The organism is Leeuwenhoekiella aequorea, assembly GCF_004104375.1.
Lineage (GTDB): Bacteria > Bacteroidota > Bacteroidia > Flavobacteriales > Flavobacteriaceae > Leeuwenhoekiella > Leeuwenhoekiella aequorea.
In genome coordinates, this window is sequence record NZ_QOVM01000004.1 from 165,515 (window position 1) to 181,103 (window position 15,589).

The window sequence follows — 15,589 nt, forward strand, 5'->3', positions numbered from 1 at the left end:
TTTCGCGAAAGCTATAAAGCTAGGATCGTGCTTCTATTTCCATAGGTTTAAGGCATTCATAAATGAGCTCATTTATAGGAACCGGAACCCCAAGACGTTTCCCTTCCCTCACAATATAACCGTTAAAATTATCGAGTTCGCTAGGCTTGCCCTCCATAATATCGCGCTGTGTAGAAGCAGTAACATCTGCTCCCTGATTTTGAATCGCTTCAAAAACAGCATCCATATGCGCTTCGGTAAGCTTGATGCCCTTAGCTTTTGCTACTTTAAAAATCTCTTGAGCCGTATCTCTCATCATATTAAAAAGATAATCACTAGATCTAATTTTTCCCATAGGTACACGCACCAAACCACCAAGACCACTAATGGTACAGATGAATAAAAACTTTTTCCAAATCTCTACTTGAATATTATCTACTAAGTGAACTGTAACGTGCCCTACCTCTTCAAACATTTCTTTGATTCTTTTTGCTCGATCTGTAAGACTGCCATCAAGCTCTCCCAGAGTAATACTGGGTTCAAAATGCGGATGTTTTATTTTGCCAGCGCCATCTACAAAACTCACGATGCGGCACAATCCACCTAAAACCTGTGCATCTGGAAGCACTTCAAGAATCATTTCGGCATTTGCCGCTCCGTTTTGCAGAGGCAAAAAAAATGTTTCCGGCTTTATGTAAGGCTTCAGGTTTTTTACCGTATCATTTACCTGCCAAGATTTTACACCTAAAATTACAAGATCTGGAGTAGGTATTTTACTCAAATCATCTGTGGCAAGATCTGGAGTCGCTTTAAAATCACCTTTATAACTGGTAACATCTAACCCATTATCCTGTATCGCTTTGAGATGTTCACCGCGAGCGATAAAGGTTACATTATGTTTTGTCTGTGTGAGTTTTCCGCCAAAATAGCCACCTACACCACCTATACCATATATAAGAATATTCATCGTTTTCTATTTATATTTTAAGTTTAAGAACACTGTTATTCTGAAAAAGACAAACTAAAAATACAAAATGCAGAAAGGGTGCGTTTAAGAAGCACGAACTTTAGTATTTTTACGCAAAATTTTAGTAAGCCTCATGTCGTCATCTTTTGAAAAGTTTCAGCGCCGCAGATTGATCTCATCGTATTTCTCGGTGGTTTTAAGTATTGCTTTGGTGCTTTTTTTATTGGGTTTATTAGGTCTTTTAGTGCTCAACTCTAAGAAAGTTGCAGATCACTTTAAAGAGCAAATTGCACTTACCGTATATTTAAAAGACGACGCTAAGGATGTTGAAATGAAGCAGCTCGAAAAGACATTAGCACTTGCAGACTACACAAAATCTACTCAATTTGTTTCTAAAGAAGAAGCTGCAGAAGAACATAGCAAAGAGATAGGTGAGAATTTTATGGATTTTCTAGGTTACAACCCGCTTCAAAATTCTATTGATGTGTATATGAAAGCAGACTTTGTTTCTGCCGCTCAGGTAAAAGAAATCGCTGATGAATTGATGACTAAAGATTTTGTGGAAGAGGTGAATTATGACCAGCCATTAATCTCATTACTCAATGACAATATCAAAAAAATTAGCCTCTGGATAATAATCATAAGTGGCGTTTTTACGCTAATTGCCGTTTTGCTTATAAATAGTGCTATTAGACTATCCGTTTATTCTAAACGATTTACAATTAAAACCATGCAAATGGTAGGAGCAACAAAAGGCTTTATACGCAGACCTTTTATCTGGCTAAGTATGAAACTGGGAATGGTAGGCGCTATAATTGCATTAGCGGGAATGGCCGCTGTTTTGTATTATCTAAATGAAACATTCCCCGAACTTGAACTACTACGCGATAAAATGATTTTAGCTATTCTATTTGTAGGGGTATTTGTCGCCAGCGTAGTTATTACGTGGTTTAGTACTTTTTTAGCTACACAGCGCTTCTTGAATTTAAGAACAGACGAACTGTATTATTAAAATTTGATTAGGGAGAGATTAATCTCTTTTAACATATAACATTAACTCTTTACGAGAAATGGGAGAACAAAAACGAAAAAAAAGAAACGAACTGCACCGCAGTAGCTTTATATTTAAGAAAAAAAATTATCAGGTTATGCTTATAGGACTTGGTGTTATTGCACTAGGTTTTATCCTAATGTCTGGTGGAGGAAGTGACGACCCTAACGTTTTTAACCCTGAAATTTATAACTGGAGACGTATACGTCTGGCTCCAGCCTTAGTACTTATAGGTTTTGGTATTGAGGTTTATGCCATATTACTCAACCCGGATGCCTCTTCATCAACTACACAAGATGAAGTCTCAGAAACTTTTCCTAAGGACAAGCATACAAAGTAAATGGATATAATAGACGCTATAATACTTGGTATAATTCAAGGACTTACCGAATTTTTACCGGTATCATCAAGTGGTCATCTCGAACTGGGTAAGGCTATTTTAGGAGACAGTACATTACCCGAAGAAAGTCTTTTATTTACCGTAGTACTTCATTTTGCAACTGCATTAAGTACACTTGTCGTTTTTAGAAAAGATATTTTTGACATTGTAAAAGGCCTATTTCAATTTAAATGGAATGAGGAATCGCAATTTGCCGTAAAGATTATATTATCAATGATTCCGGCCGTTGTAATAGGTTTGTTTTTTGAAGAACAATTAGAATCTTTATTTAACGGGAATATATTCCTAGTAGGGATGATGCTTATTGTTACTGCTCTACTTTTATGGCTTGCAGATAAAGCAAAAGACACTCAAAAACCAGTGAGTTTTAGTAACGCATTTACGATAGGTGTAGCACAAGCTATAGCTATGCTACCTGGTATTTCTCGTAGCGGAGCTACTATTTCAACTTCGGTATTATTAGGAAATGATAAAAGCAAAGCGGCACGATTTTCTTTTTTAATGGTGGTTCCTTTAATTTTTGGAAAAATAGCCAAAGATCTTTTAGGTGGTGAAATTACTACTACATCCGGTAATTTCACGCCTCTTTTAATAGGCTTTATTGCTGCATTTATAAGTGGTTTAATTGCTTGTACCTGGATGATAAAACTTGTAAAAAAGAGCAAACTCTCTTGGTTTGCTATCTACTGTCTACTGGTAGGAATTATCGCTGTAGGTTTTGGATGTTATAATCTATAAAAATTAGTTCCTACAACAACAGTAACTTAGTATGCACACAGAAGAAGAGTTTAAAGAAGGGCAGGTTTTACTTTTTGACAAACCACTTAACTGGACCTCGTTTCAGCTGGTAAATAAGGCACGCTGGCTCATACGGAAAACTTACAACATTAAAAAAATAAAGGTAGGTCACGCGGGTACTTTAGATCCGCTTGCTACAGGCTTACTTATAATTTGCACCGGTAAATTCACAAAACGTATTGAAGAATTTATGGGGCAGGAAAAGGAATATACAGGAACTTTTGTGCTGGGCAGTACGACTCCTTCTTATGACTTGGAAACTTCAGTAGACGCGACCTTTTCTACTTCACATATTACTGAAGATTTAATTCACAAAACTACCGAAAAATTTACAGGAAGCATTCAGCAAAAACCGCCAGTTTTTTCAGCTTTAAAAAAAGAAGGTAAACGCCTTTATGAATTTGCCCGGGCCGGAGAAGAAGTAGAAATACCTACACGTGAAGTACATATTTCTTCATTCAAAATAACACGTATTGCACTCCCTGAAGTAGATTTTGAAGTACGTTGCAGTAAAGGTACCTACATACGATCTCTAGCAAATGATTTTGGAAAAGCGCTAGATAGCGGAGCGCATTTATCTGCTCTACGCCGTACACAAATAGGTGATTATAAAGTGGATGATGCGATTACACTTGAAGAATTTGAGTCTGCATTAAGTAGCCACATAAAACACAATTAGTAGCTAGTTCTATCGTTCTGTTTAACAGCACTGAAATTGTATTTTTATATTTATGAGACTATCCCCAGAAGATAAAGCTATGTTAATCACCTTCACAGGTGCTAGTATCTTTGTTTTGGTGTTTTTCTTTTTGAGTGTTAAGCCTTATGATTCTTCACAAATTGAAGAGTTTATTCCTATTCCTATTATTGAAGAATTACCTTTAGAAGCAGAAGAACTTCAAGAGCTCGAAGAAGCCGAGCAGCTAAATCAAAAAATGACTAATCAAGCACAGAGCAGCAACCGATTAGTACGTGAGGCAAACCGGTTTTTTAGTCAGCAGAATCAAGTTGACAATGCACTAAAAACCGATTCTCAAACAGCAGGTCCTTCAGAAGATAATGATGGTGATGATGAAGCTTTTCCTGATTATCAACAACGTATCGCCTTATTAAAACAGAGAAGAAAAGAAAAACAGTCTGCAGGAGAAAGTATGACCTCAAAACAAGTTTCTAAAGTAAATACATCAAGCTATAGAAGAAGCACAGTCTCCTATAACCTGAATGAGCGAAATGCTATAAAAATACCTAATCCGGTATATACGTGTGATGCAACCGGAAAAGTTGTCATAAATATCGAAGTATCAAATCTAGGCAGTGTTACCAGAGCTTACTATAACAAAGCAGCCTCAACTACCACTAACGGTTGTCTACTGGATCAAGCTTTAGAATATGCGCAGCAAGCTTTGTTTAACGACAGTAAGCGCACTTCGCAATTAGGTACAATTACCTTTGAGTTTCAAGGTTAAGAGCTTTCAATAAAATAAGTAGTTCTGCAACTACAGATTTTCCCTTATCGTTGTTATACCACATTTGTAATTCTTCTTTAAAAGAAGGCTTGATTTCACCATATTGAGCTTTGTGATCATCAACTAGTTGTTGAGCGGCTGCAGATCGCGAACCCCAGGAGGTAAGAATTTCCTGAGTAATCGAATCCTGAATAATAAGTTTAGGAATTGATTTAGAGCCATTAGTTAAAAAAGCATCCATTAATTGCGGATTATCATCTCTCAAAATAATCTTCAATGTGATAGCAGGTTGCAATTCGGCAATACGATTCATAACAGCAACTGCTGGAGGTGCATCTCCACACCAACTTTCAGTAAGTAATAACCAGTTTAAAGGCCTGTCGAGATTTTTAATTTCGACTTCCTGTTCTTCGGTAAACCGAAGGGTTTTATCCCACCGTTTCATACGTTTATCATTAAGAACGGTATAATTAGATAAAGCCTCTGTTTGTGTATGGCCAGTACTTGTAAATGAGGCTGCATGTTTTGCAACGAGCACTCGATAATCTGCATACGTCATCGCATTATCGAAGGCCTGTTTTGCAAATTCCTGAATTTCAATAGCTGTGGATTTCATCAATAAAAAGTCGGTAAAAATTATTTTTACTTACACCTTACCACTGCGCCAGATTTCTAATAATCCCTATCTTTAAAACACAAAATATTAGTTATGGCTATTCATAAATGTGGCTGGTGTGTAGGAGATACTTTATATGAACATTATCACGATACCGAGTGGGGAGTACCTGTTTATAATGATGCTACTCTATTTGAATTCTTAATATTAGAAACTTTTCAGGCAGGTTTAAGTTGGATTACGATATTACGCAAGCGCGAAAACTTCCGAGAAGCATTTGATAACTTTGATTATAAAATAATTTCAAATTATAAAGAGGATAAGTTAGAATCATTGCGGGCCAACCCCGGAATTATCAGAAATAGATTAAAAATAATGGCTACTGTAACTAATGCACAGTCGTTTATTAAAATTCAAAAAGAATTTGGTTCGTTCTCTACATATATTTGGAACTTTGTAGGCGGTACTCCTATTCAAAATGCAATAGAAAATTATAAACAATCTCCAGCTACCACACCTATGAGCGATGCTTTATCTAAAGACTTAAAAAAGCGAGGGTTTAAATTTACCGGTTCAACGGTTATTTATGCTTTTATGCAGGCTACGGGTATGGTAAATGATCACGAGGTAAACTGTTTTAGATATGATGAAATTAAAACTTCGACACCTTGAAATCGAAACTTCTTATAATCGCAATTTGTTTTTGTATCTCTCTCCAAGCACAAGAAAAAAAAAGAGAATATGAAGAACGGATAAATGAAAGTCAAATGCCTAAAGAGGCATTGTCAATTTTAAAAAAAATACCTGTAGCTAAAAAACGATTAAAGCATTATCTAGAAAACGACGGATCAAAAACGAGTTTTGAATCAAAATTCAAATTCGGAAAAAATAAATACAGTGTAGAATTTTCTGAGGAAGGAAAACTACAAGATATAGAAGTTGAAATTCGTAAGATAAAATCTAAGGAGGTAATGACCGTTATAGAAAATCACTTGACCGCAAATTACGAGCATTTTAAAATCGAAAAAATTCAAGCTCAATATCAGAAATTAAATTCATTAGAAACAAAACCTTATCAAAATCCAGACGCCTGGGAACTTATAGTTGCCACAAAAAACAAGACGAATAAACTAGAGCGCTTTGAAATGACGTTTGATACAAAAGGGGAGTTTTTAAACCTACGCATTGCAGTTAGACAATCTTATGACTTTTTATTATTTTAGATACTTACTACTTACATTACTCTTTCCGTTAAACTTATTTGCACAAGACACACAGTATTTAAGTCAGCATGAAGTTTCTTTGAATTTCAAGAATGAAACTCGATGGAGTTATAATTTTGAAGTTACAAACCGAAACTATTTACCTATTAAAAATTCGTTGAAAGCAGATCATGTAGAGCTAACTCACTTTACAACGTATCAAAGCGGTTTTTATGGAAATCTAAGTTTAGGGCTCCGGTACAGATCGAGAGAATTATTTGATGAGCAACGTAGTGATGAAATACGCCTTACCCAACAATATGCTTATGCTAAATCTTACAACCAGTATCGCTTAGGACATCGTTTACGCGTAGAAGAACGATTTTTCTCAAAAGAAACGGCTTATAGGTTACGCTATAGATTGGGACTCGATTTCCCGCTTCAAGGTTTAACATTAGATGAAGGCGAATTTTATTCTGCGTTATCGATAGAAACACTCTACACACTAAATAAACTAGAATCTCCAGAATTTAATCAGCGTTTGATGGCTACTATAGGGACAAAATTAAATTCGGCTTTAAAAATTCAGCTTTCTTTAGAATATAGAAAAGAAGATTACACTTCAGAAGCCTCAAACAGAGTGTTTATTTATACTGCTGCTAAAATAGATTTATAGATTATTGTAGATAGCTAAGAAATTCTGCTCTACTTATTTCTAATGCGCCCATACTATCCAGATGTTCTGTATAAACCTGACAGTCGATTAATTTATAATTGAGCAATTCTAATTTTTGAGCAAGACTGATAAGTGCAATTTTGCTAGCATTACTCACTTTAGCAAACATACTCTCTCCACAAAAAACGCGCTTATCTTTAAGATTTAAACCATATAAACCACCTACTAATTGACCATTCTGCCAGACCTCAATAGACTCTGCAACACCTAATAGATGAAGTTTTTGATAGGCCTCTAACATTTCATTAGTTATCCAGGTACCTACTTGCCCCTCACGTTTAATACGTTTACAGTTAAGCATGACATCTATAAATGCTGTATTATACGTAACCTCAAATAAATTAGATCTTAAAACCTTACGCATAGATTTTGAGATGTAAATCTGTTGGGGCTTAAGAACCATTCGAGGATCTGGTGACCACCACAAAACAGGCTGCCCATCATTATACCATGGAAAAATTCCTTTAGAATAGGCATCTAACAGTCGGTTTACAGAGAGGTCTGCTCCTACTGCCAGCAACCCGTCATCATCGGCATACGAGTAATCTGGAAACGGCTGATGTTCATTAATATAAACGATGATGCTAAGTATTAAATTTGAAAGAAGTTATACGTTAAAAAAAACACCCCCTGCAATTTTAAAATTGCAGGGGGTGTTTAAAATTTTAAAATCTATTAAAATGGTAAATCATCGTGATCGTCATCATCAAAATTAGATGCCGGTTCAAATTGATCTGCCGGTGGTACAGGAGGCATTCCTGCTCCACTAGGAGAAGAACCTTCAAGATTTTCGATTCTCCATCCTTGTATACTATTAAAGTATTTTGTTTCACCTTGTGGGTTTACCCATTCACGACCACGTAGGTTAATGCTTATTTTCACATTTTGACCCGGTTTGTAGCTATCAAGTAAGTCTGTCTTGTCTTGAACAAACTCAACCATAATATGTTGTGGATATTGCTCTTCTGTGGTTACTACAATTTCACGCTTTCTAAAGCCATTGCTTCCAAACGTTTGCGTATCGCCTACCATTTTTACTTTTCCCTGTACTTCCATCGTTGTTATTTAGTATTATAAAAGCCTCTACAATTTAGGCTAAAATTAATTTCCAGGCATCACCTGTATTATCTTGATTAATTAAATCTTGTATTTTTGAATGTAGTGCATTTGTGTCTTTATGCTCTACAAGCAGTTTTAATGCATCATCTTGTTCTAAAAATGCACTAATTTCCTCTTTAGAAGGAACACGCTCAATATTTCCCAGTTTTCCGAGGTCATTACCCGTAAGAATAGTACTTAAACGAAACTCTTCTGGTATTTGATCTACACCCACACCTAAATTACGCAAAGGTTTTGGCACTTCAAACATACCATCAATTGCTCGGGTGTACCAGTTGCTTCCCATACGGGCAACAAGATCTAATTTATGTTCATTTATAGAATTGTCTGCATTTAAAATCGCCTTCTGCAAATGTATTTTTACAATTTCACAAATCACTAAATTTCCTGCGCCTCCTGCTGTACCCAAGGCAACAACATCCTTTACCTTACATTCAAACTGAACCGGAGCCTCTTTGACTCTGTACGGCTTTACTAATTCAGAGGCTTCCTTTGTAAAACCACCTTTAACAAACTCATCTACACCTGCATCATAATCTGTGCTGGTAAGCGACATTTGTTGCACCATCGCATAGCTCACACTGTTAATTACAACCTCACCCGTAGCTATGATATTTTCTAATGTATGCTTAGTAGTGTTATCTCTGCCTCTTCGCACTGGCGAAAACACGACCACAGGAGGATTAGAACTAAATACATTAAAAAAACTATACGGGGCCAGATTAGGCCTTCCCTCTGCGTCGAGAGTACTTGCAAATGCTATAGGGCGCGGACCTATTGCTCCAGATAAAATACCATAAACGCTGGCATTATCTGTCTCTGCAGGATCAATTGTAACAAATTCTTTGCTCATTTTGCAAAGGTAGGCATACAGCCGTATACTTAAAACCGTTTTGATTACAATAATTGCGTTAGAAATGCATTATATTTAATTAAGTCTATTAGTTAAAGACTAATGATAATTGGTTAAAAAATCTAAGATTTGCAGATGGCCGTTGCGTATAATTTTTTACCCTTTTTAAGACAATAATAGTATGACCTTTAATCCAGATCAGCGCTTTTCACGCTGGTTTATCATATTTGCTGCGGTTGTCATAACCGCCCTTATTTTGTGGAATGTTTCTTTGTTTTTTGATCAGCTTAAGCAATCAGAACGAGATCGTATGCAAATCTGGGCCTCTTCTATGGAAGCTTTTAATACTGAAGATATAAATCAGTATTATGCGCTTAGTCAAAAAATTAATTCTAAGAATCAATACATTCCTATAATTATAACCGATGATCAGGACAGTATTGTAAACAGCATTAATATCGCAGAGTCGGTTTTAAAAGATGCTGTAAAGTCTCAAGAGTTGTTGATGGAAATGGCTGCTGAAAATGAACCTATACGTATTGATATTACAGGCGGGGATTTGCAATATGCCTATTATGGCCATTCTCCAGTTATAAACCAATTGAAATACTTCCCCATTGTTTTGGTAATTATCGTTATTCTCTTTATTGCCTTAATTTATTTCTTCTACGCAACTTCAAAGGCTTCAGAACAAAATTTAGTATGGGCAGGAATGGCTAAAGAAACGGCTCATCAAATAGGAACTCCCTTATCATCCCTAGTAGGATGGACAGAGATTTTAAAGAGTGAAAATGTAAATCCAGAATACCTTGTAGAAATAAATAAAGACATCTCGCGACTGGAGACGATTACCGGTAGATTTTCTAAAATAGGGAGTATTCCAAAATTAGAGCGCACCAATATCATTTTAGAAACACAGGAGGCATTTGAATACTTGTCAAAACGCAGTTCAAAACTTATCGATTTTGACATAGATGTGCCACAAGGAGAGCTGTATGTTATGCTTAATAAAGAACTTTTTGCCTGGAGTATAGAAAACCTTGTCAAAAATGCTATCGATGCCATGAAAGGAAAAGGAGCTTTGAAACTCACGTTAAAAAGAGATACGCGCTATGCTAAAATCCTAATTAAAGATACTGGAAAAGGAATACCTAAAATGAATTTCTCAACCATATTTGAACCCGGCTATACTACAAAAAAACGAGGCTGGGGTCTTGGCTTATCGCTCACAAAACGTATTATTGAAGAATATCACGATGGGCAAGTACGCGTTTTACATAGTGAGATAAATAAAGGAACGACATTTCAAATAGCTCTCAAACTAGTAGATTAATGAATGATCGCATAAGAAATATGAAAGTTTCTGTATTATCAGACAACTGGTATACCCTTCATAAAGTAGATTTTGAATACCTCAGCAATGATCAAGTATGGGAAAAACAATCTCGGGAAGCTTACGACCGAGGAAATGGAGCGGTAGTACTACTTTATAATTTACAGCGAAAGTCTATAATTCTTACGCGTCAATTTAGAATGCCCACATATCTAAATAAAAATAAGGACGGAATGATGATAGAGGCTTGCGCAGGCCTGCTCGATGAAAATGATCCTGAAACTGCTATTCTTAAAGAAATAGAAGAAGAAACCGGTTATAAACTAGCTAACGCTACAAAAATATTTGAATCCTATATGTCTCCAGGATCTGTGACCGAAATTTTGCACTTCTTTATAGCTGAATATTCTGAAAAACAAAAAGTATCGGAAGGCGGCGGCGCTTCTGATGAAACTGAAAATATAGAAGTTCTTGAATACCAGTTTCAAGACGCTCTTAAACTATTAAAAACAGGAGCCATTAAAGATGCTAAAACTATTATGCTCCTTCAATATGCACAAATTAATCTGGTGGATCTAGCTAAATAATTTAATTTAGCGGCATCAATCAACAGATGGAATTATGCCTACTTCGTACGTTAAATTTGGGGAGTCCAAAATACGTAACAATTGTCCTAAATGTTTTGCCCAAGATGGCCTTGTGTTTAGTTTTTCTAACAAAATTGTAGAAACTAAAATGGTAAGCAAAGCCACAAAGGAGATTAAAGGAGAACTTAATTGCAGTCACTGCGAGACTGTTATCTATCCTGCACTCTGGACAGATGAGATTGATCGGGTTTATTTGTACAATCTAAAACGAATGGGAAGCCCGCAAACTTATACTCGTTTTAAACCACTTGCAGTAGGTCTTTTTGTAGGTATTACTCTTGCTATTGCAGGTGCCGCTTTTGCTATTTATAGTTTACAACAACAATAAAAAAGCCCCGAAGTAAATTCGAGGCTTAAATAACTTTATTGGATCAATATTTAACTATAGAGCGGCATTTATTTTAGCAGCCAATTCTTTAAACTCATCCGTGGTAAATGATTTTTTCTCTATAAATCGGGCATCATCCATAGTTGTTAGCGGTATTAAATGCACGTGAACATGTGGCACTTCAAGGCCTATTACTGATACCCCTATACGCTTGCAGTCAATAACTTTCTCGAGTGCGATTGCCACTTTTCTACTAAAACTCATTAGCTGTAGATAATCATCCTGATCAAGATCAAATAGTTTGTTTACTTCTTTCTTAGGAATGCAAAGTGTGTGACCTTTTGCATTAGGATTAACATCTAGAATTGCTATGTGCTTATCGTCTTCTGCTACGATATGACCAGGAATTTCGCGATTTATTATTTTAGTGAAAACAGATGCCATCGTTGTTATTTAAATTACTTTTTCAATTTTATTAAAGCCTTAAAATGGAATTTAGTCTCTTGTAATTTCAACAATATCAAACTTAACCGTTCCGTTAGGAACGCTTATTTCTGCAACATCCCCTACTTTTTTACCTAATAAACCTTTACCAATAGGAGAATCAACCGAAATTTTCCCGGTTTTTAAGTCGGCTTCACTTTGAGCTACAAGTTTATATTTCATTTCACTGCCGTTAACCTGGTTTTTGATTTTAACCGTAGAATGAACGAGCACTTTAGAAGTATCTAACTGAGATTCATCTATAATACGTGCATTAGCAACTATTTCTTCCATTTTAGAAATACGCATTTCTAACATTCCTTGTGCTTCTTTAGCTGCATCATATTCTGCATTCTCACTTAAATCACCCTTATCTCTTGCCTCGGCAATAGCTTGAGAAGATTTAGGACGCTCAACATCTTTTAACTGGTTAAGTTCGTCTCTTAATTTCTTTAATCCTTCTGCTGTATAGTATGCTACCTTACTCATAACTTCATTTATTAAATACAATGTAATCTGCGTATCTTCGTTTTATCATTAGCCTTTTGCAGCCTTAATTCGTTCGCAGAGCTATAAACACAAAAAATCCCATCAAAAACGGGATTATGTGTTGCTAATATACGAATTTATTAATTCTTACTTTTAAAATCTTATAAATTGACAATTACTCATTCACTAAAATTAACAGGAAATTGTATTGCTGCATATATCTTCTGCGCACTTTTATTTTCTTGTAGTACAGACGACAATCGAACTACAAATCCTAATGTCAATCCTATCTCTTTTTCAATTAATCTAAACACGAATTTCCCAGAGTATAGTGTTTTACAATTTCCGGGAAATGCGATTTACGTATCTAATGCCGGCGTACGTGGTATTTTTGTAATTAATACCGGTGCAGGAATACGTGCCTGGGAAGCTACAGATCCCAATCACGTACCTAATTATTGCTCGGCAATGGCGTTGAATGGAGTAGAAGCAGCATGTTCATGCGAAGGAAATGAGTATACATTATATACAGGTCAGGATTTAAGTAAGCAATTACCCTATACTCTAGTAGAATACCGTATTTCGCAAAGCGGAAATAACATTATTGTCTCTAATTAAAATAAAAACAGCCGGCAGATGCCGGCTGTATAGCAACGCTATAAGTCCCCTAAAATCTCACAGTCGCTCCCACTAAGAAATTAATTTTTGCCTGCGGATAATAACCGGCACCTTCAATAGTAGTTACTGTACCTGGATTTGTAAAGTCATCATCATAGGTAAAGAAATATCCGTTTGAAACATACTCTTCACTAAAAATATTATTCACTAATGCTGTTAATGTAATTGATTTTGCAAATCCTATATTTTGCAGGTCATATTGTATATTGAAGTCATTTATAAAATAGCTATCAAGTTTAGAACTTGCTGCATCAATATTTCCCAAATACTGTTCTCCTACAAATTTTGAAAGAAGGGATAATCTTAAATTTTGGATAGGATAATAGTCTAATCGATTTCCTGCAACGATTTCTGGAGAGAAAGAAATTGTTGTATTACCTAAATTTTGTAAAACTCCATCTCTCTCAAAAACAAAATCTCTGTTTTTATTTGTGCTTAAAGCAATATTTGGAGACATCGCCAGCATACCTGGCATAAGCTCTACAGCAGCTTCCACCTCTAATCCCAGTCGATAACTTGACCCACTGTTTTGACGTATAGGAGCGCCCACATCATCAATCGCTCCTGTTAATACTAGCTGATCACGATAATCCATATAATACAGGTTTGCATAAATACGAGCTCGCTCCTTAGTAAATCGATAGCCTAATTCAAAATCATTGAGGCTTTCTGCAACTGGATTTCCGTTTTCAAAATCGGTACGATTAGGTTCCCGGTTTGCCCGCGCATAAGAGGCATAAACCTTATTTGAGGCATCAAGAGTAACAGTTAACCCTGCTTTAGGATTAAAAAATGAATAATTTTTATCAATTACAAAATCCTCCCGATCGTCATTGAGACCAGATGTTTCATAACCTACAAAACGACCTTGTAAATCTCCAAAAACACTCCAGGTATCGTTTATTCGCCACGTAGCCTTAGCAAATGTGGTAAACTCATTCTTATCTGCTGTCCCAAAATAATAACGGTAACCCGGTTCTTCAGTTTGTGAAAAATATCGAGCCCACGTGATTTCGCCATAGTGATCACCGCTGTATATACTACCGAAAACCCCGGCATCAAAATCGATGTTTTCGTCTGAATAATTAGTAGTTAAATTAGCTACATAATAACGATTATCTAACCAGCGACGACGTACTAAATCGGTATCAGTTTGTAAAGAACCCTCAACTTGATACGGCTCCCAGCCTATAAAGTCAAAAGTAGCATCATCACTAAAATTGACATTCGCGTAATACCACGAATCCACATATTCTTCAAAAAAGCCACGTCCCATTGTATAGTTTAAACTGAGGTTAGTAGACCAGCCGCCGCTGTATTTTTGATTCCATAAAATTTGTAAATGGTCTTGCTTATAATTATCTACTTGATTGTCATAAAAACCTTGCAGGTTTCCGGCATCATCGTATTGAAAGCCTATAGGGTTAAAGGTTCTGTCTGTTGCCAGTGTTTCGGCATCTATACCATTCCACGATTGATAAGTAACCTCAGCACCTCCAAAACCTATAACCTTAATCAAGGTATTCTCATCGCGATATCCTCCTTGCAAATAATAGGATTTTAAATCAGAGCTGGCGCGATCAACGTACCCATCAGACTTTATCGTTGATAATCTTCCTGAAAAACTATAGTGTTCATTAATTAATCCTGTCCCAAATTTCACATTGGCTCTACGAGTATTAAATGATCCTCCTGAAGCACTAACTTCGGCGTATGCTTTGTTGTCTATTGCTTCAGTAAGTATATTTAAACTTGCTCCAAAAGCACCGGCACCATTTGTAGAAGTTCCCACACCACGCTGCAATTGTAAACTCTGCACAGAGCTGCTAAAATCCTGAAGATTAACAAAGAATGTTGTCAAGCTTTCAGAATCATTATAAGGAATTCCATTTATAGTAACGTTGATACCTTGATTTCCAGTTCCCCGAACACGAAAACCGGTATAACCCACACCGGCACCCGCATCTGATGTTGTAACTACACTAGGCAAATAATTAAGTAAAATAGGAAGATCCTGACCTAAATTTCGCTCGTTAATTTCGGCTTTAGAAAGGTTGCTGAAGGTAATAGGAGAATCTGCGTTTACACGCACAGATTTTACCAGTACTTCATTTAAGGTATTGACACTTGTAGTGTCTGATGGTGTTTTTTGTGCAAATGTTCCTAAAGTTGTTACGGAAGCAATGCACGCAAATAAAAGAGTTTTCATTCGTAAAATTTATTACGAATAAAAGGGGCGATTATTCTTTAAAATTATTAAATAAAAAAAGCAATGTTGTTTAAAAGCAATGTTGAATACATCTATACTTTTTAAACGTTTCCCTTGGCAGCATTACCTGCCCAGGTTCATTGGGTGTGATCTCAGCTTGCATTTCTAAATAGAAAGTTTAAGCACCCCTTTGAGATTGAGCGGCAAATGTAGTACAATAGTTCTGCTTTTATAA

The 15,589-nt window shown here is 36.0% G+C and carries 20 protein-coding genes; 12 read left to right on the top strand and 8 right to left on the bottom strand.

Annotation, left to right across the window (positions count from 1 at the left end; all coding sequences use genetic code 11):
• Positions 1-19: 19 nt before the first annotated feature.
• Positions 20-946 carry a ketopantoate reductase family protein gene (locus DSM00_RS10335; RefSeq protein WP_128757934.1) on the bottom strand — a complete coding sequence of 309 codons (927 nt, stop codon included), beginning with the start codon at positions 944-946 and terminating at the stop codon, positions 20-22.
• Positions 947-1,079: 133 nt separating this feature from the next.
• Here DSM00_RS10335 and DSM00_RS10340 point away from each other — a divergent pair, with 133 nt between their 5' ends.
• From DSM00_RS10340 to DSM00_RS10360, 5 genes are read left to right on the top strand one after another with little or no spacing between them, the layout of a single operon-like run.
• Entirely contained in the window at positions 1,080-1,958 is an 879-nt protein-coding gene (locus tag DSM00_RS10340) for a cell division protein FtsX (RefSeq protein ID WP_128757935.1), read from the top strand.
• A gap of 58 nt (positions 1,959-2,016) precedes the next feature.
• Entirely contained in the window at positions 2,017-2,337 is a 321-nt protein-coding gene (locus DSM00_RS10345; protein WP_128757936.1) for a DUF3098 domain-containing protein, read from the top strand.
• Entirely contained in the window at positions 2,338-3,135 is a 798-nt protein-coding gene (gene uppP, locus DSM00_RS10350; RefSeq protein ID WP_128757937.1) for an undecaprenyl-diphosphatase UppP, read from the top strand.
• A gap of 31 nt (positions 3,136-3,166) precedes the next feature.
• The gene (truB, locus tag DSM00_RS10355; RefSeq protein ID WP_128757938.1) at positions 3,167-3,874 is read left to right on the top strand and encodes a tRNA pseudouridine(55) synthase TruB; all 708 of its coding nucleotides are present in this window, start codon (positions 3,167-3,169) and stop codon (positions 3,872-3,874) included.
• 52 nt (positions 3,875-3,926) lie between these two features.
• Positions 3,927-4,661 carry a hypothetical protein gene (locus tag DSM00_RS10360; RefSeq protein WP_128757939.1) on the top strand — a complete coding sequence of 245 codons (735 nt, stop codon included), beginning with the start codon at positions 3,927-3,929 and terminating at the stop codon, positions 4,659-4,661.
• Here the strand turns inward: DSM00_RS10360 and DSM00_RS10365 are convergent.
• Positions 4,639-5,277: a thioredoxin family protein gene (locus DSM00_RS10365; protein ID WP_128757940.1), complete on the bottom strand. Its 639-nt coding sequence runs from the start codon at positions 5,275-5,277 to the stop codon at positions 4,639-4,641. The genes DSM00_RS10360 and DSM00_RS10365 overlap by 23 nt on opposite strands.
• A 93-nt stretch (positions 5,278-5,370) precedes the next feature.
• On the opposite strand from DSM00_RS10365, the gene DSM00_RS10370 reads away from it, so the two are divergent.
• From DSM00_RS10370 to DSM00_RS10380, 3 genes are read left to right on the top strand one after another with little or no spacing between them, the layout of a single operon-like run.
• Complete coding sequence (locus tag DSM00_RS10370; protein ID WP_128757941.1) at positions 5,371-5,949, top strand: DNA-3-methyladenine glycosylase I; 579 nt, start codon at positions 5,371-5,373, stop codon at positions 5,947-5,949.
• Positions 5,946-6,500, top strand: a complete 555-nt coding sequence (locus tag DSM00_RS10375) for a hypothetical protein (RefSeq protein WP_128757942.1) — start codon at positions 5,946-5,948, stop codon at positions 6,498-6,500. The genes DSM00_RS10370 and DSM00_RS10375 overlap by 4 nt, the downstream gene beginning before the upstream one ends.
• Positions 6,463-7,155, top strand: a complete 693-nt coding sequence (locus DSM00_RS10380; RefSeq protein ID WP_206633802.1) for a DUF2490 domain-containing protein — start codon at positions 6,463-6,465, stop codon at positions 7,153-7,155. Before DSM00_RS10375 ends, DSM00_RS10380 begins: the two co-directional genes overlap by 38 nt.
• 1 nt (position 7,156) lies before the next feature.
• Here the strand turns inward: DSM00_RS10380 and aat are convergent, their stop codons facing one another.
• The 3 genes from aat to DSM00_RS10395 form a co-directional block, all read right to left on the bottom strand.
• The gene (gene aat / locus DSM00_RS10385; protein ID WP_128757944.1) at positions 7,157-7,795 is read right to left on the bottom strand and encodes a leucyl/phenylalanyl-tRNA--protein transferase; all 639 of its coding nucleotides are present in this window, start codon (positions 7,793-7,795) and stop codon (positions 7,157-7,159) included.
• 95 nt (positions 7,796-7,890) lie between these two features.
• The gene (locus DSM00_RS10390; protein ID WP_128757945.1) at positions 7,891-8,271 is read right to left on the bottom strand and encodes a DUF3127 domain-containing protein; all 381 of its coding nucleotides are present in this window, start codon (positions 8,269-8,271) and stop codon (positions 7,891-7,893) included.
• Between the two features lie 34 nt (positions 8,272-8,305).
• Positions 8,306-9,187 (bottom strand): flavin reductase family protein, encoded by an 882-nt coding sequence (locus DSM00_RS10395; protein WP_128757946.1) that lies wholly within the window; start codon positions 9,185-9,187, stop codon positions 8,306-8,308.
• A 181-nt stretch (positions 9,188-9,368) separates the two neighbouring features.
• Here DSM00_RS10395 and DSM00_RS10400 point away from each other — a divergent pair, with 181 nt between their 5' ends.
• From DSM00_RS10400 to DSM00_RS10410, 3 genes are read left to right on the top strand one after another with little or no spacing between them, the layout of a single operon-like run.
• Positions 9,369-10,520: a sensor histidine kinase gene (locus DSM00_RS10400; RefSeq protein ID WP_128757947.1), complete on the top strand. Its 1,152-nt coding sequence runs from the start codon at positions 9,369-9,371 to the stop codon at positions 10,518-10,520.
• The gene (locus tag DSM00_RS10405; RefSeq protein WP_128757948.1) at positions 10,520-11,107 is read left to right on the top strand and encodes an NUDIX domain-containing protein; all 588 of its coding nucleotides are present in this window, start codon (positions 10,520-10,522) and stop codon (positions 11,105-11,107) included. Before DSM00_RS10400 ends, DSM00_RS10405 begins: the two co-directional genes overlap by 1 nt.
• 34 nt (positions 11,108-11,141) lie before the next feature.
• Positions 11,142-11,495 carry a hypothetical protein gene (locus DSM00_RS10410; RefSeq protein WP_128757949.1) on the top strand — a complete coding sequence of 118 codons (354 nt, stop codon included), beginning with the start codon at positions 11,142-11,144 and terminating at the stop codon, positions 11,493-11,495.
• Between the two features lie 54 nt (positions 11,496-11,549).
• Here the strand turns inward: DSM00_RS10410 and DSM00_RS10415 are convergent, their stop codons facing one another.
• On the bottom strand, positions 11,550-11,939 hold the full coding sequence (locus DSM00_RS10415; protein ID WP_128757950.1) for an HIT family protein: 390 nt from the start codon (positions 11,937-11,939) through the stop codon (positions 11,550-11,552).
• A gap of 51 nt (positions 11,940-11,990) precedes the next feature.
• The gene (gene greA / locus DSM00_RS10420) at positions 11,991-12,467 is read right to left on the bottom strand and encodes a transcription elongation factor GreA (RefSeq protein WP_128757951.1); all 477 of its coding nucleotides are present in this window, start codon (positions 12,465-12,467) and stop codon (positions 11,991-11,993) included.
• A 168-nt stretch (positions 12,468-12,635) separates the two neighbouring features.
• On the opposite strand from greA, the gene DSM00_RS10425 reads away from it, so the two are divergent.
• Positions 12,636-13,085, top strand: coding sequence for a hypothetical protein (locus DSM00_RS10425; protein WP_128757952.1), 450 nt, complete (start codon positions 12,636-12,638; stop codon positions 13,083-13,085).
• A 49-nt stretch (positions 13,086-13,134) separates the two neighbouring features.
• On the opposite strand, the gene DSM00_RS10430 is transcribed toward DSM00_RS10425, so the two are convergent.
• On the bottom strand, positions 13,135-15,354 hold the full coding sequence (locus DSM00_RS10430; protein WP_128757953.1) for a TonB-dependent receptor: 2,220 nt from the start codon (positions 15,352-15,354) through the stop codon (positions 13,135-13,137).
• Positions 15,355-15,589: the final 235 nt, after the last annotated feature.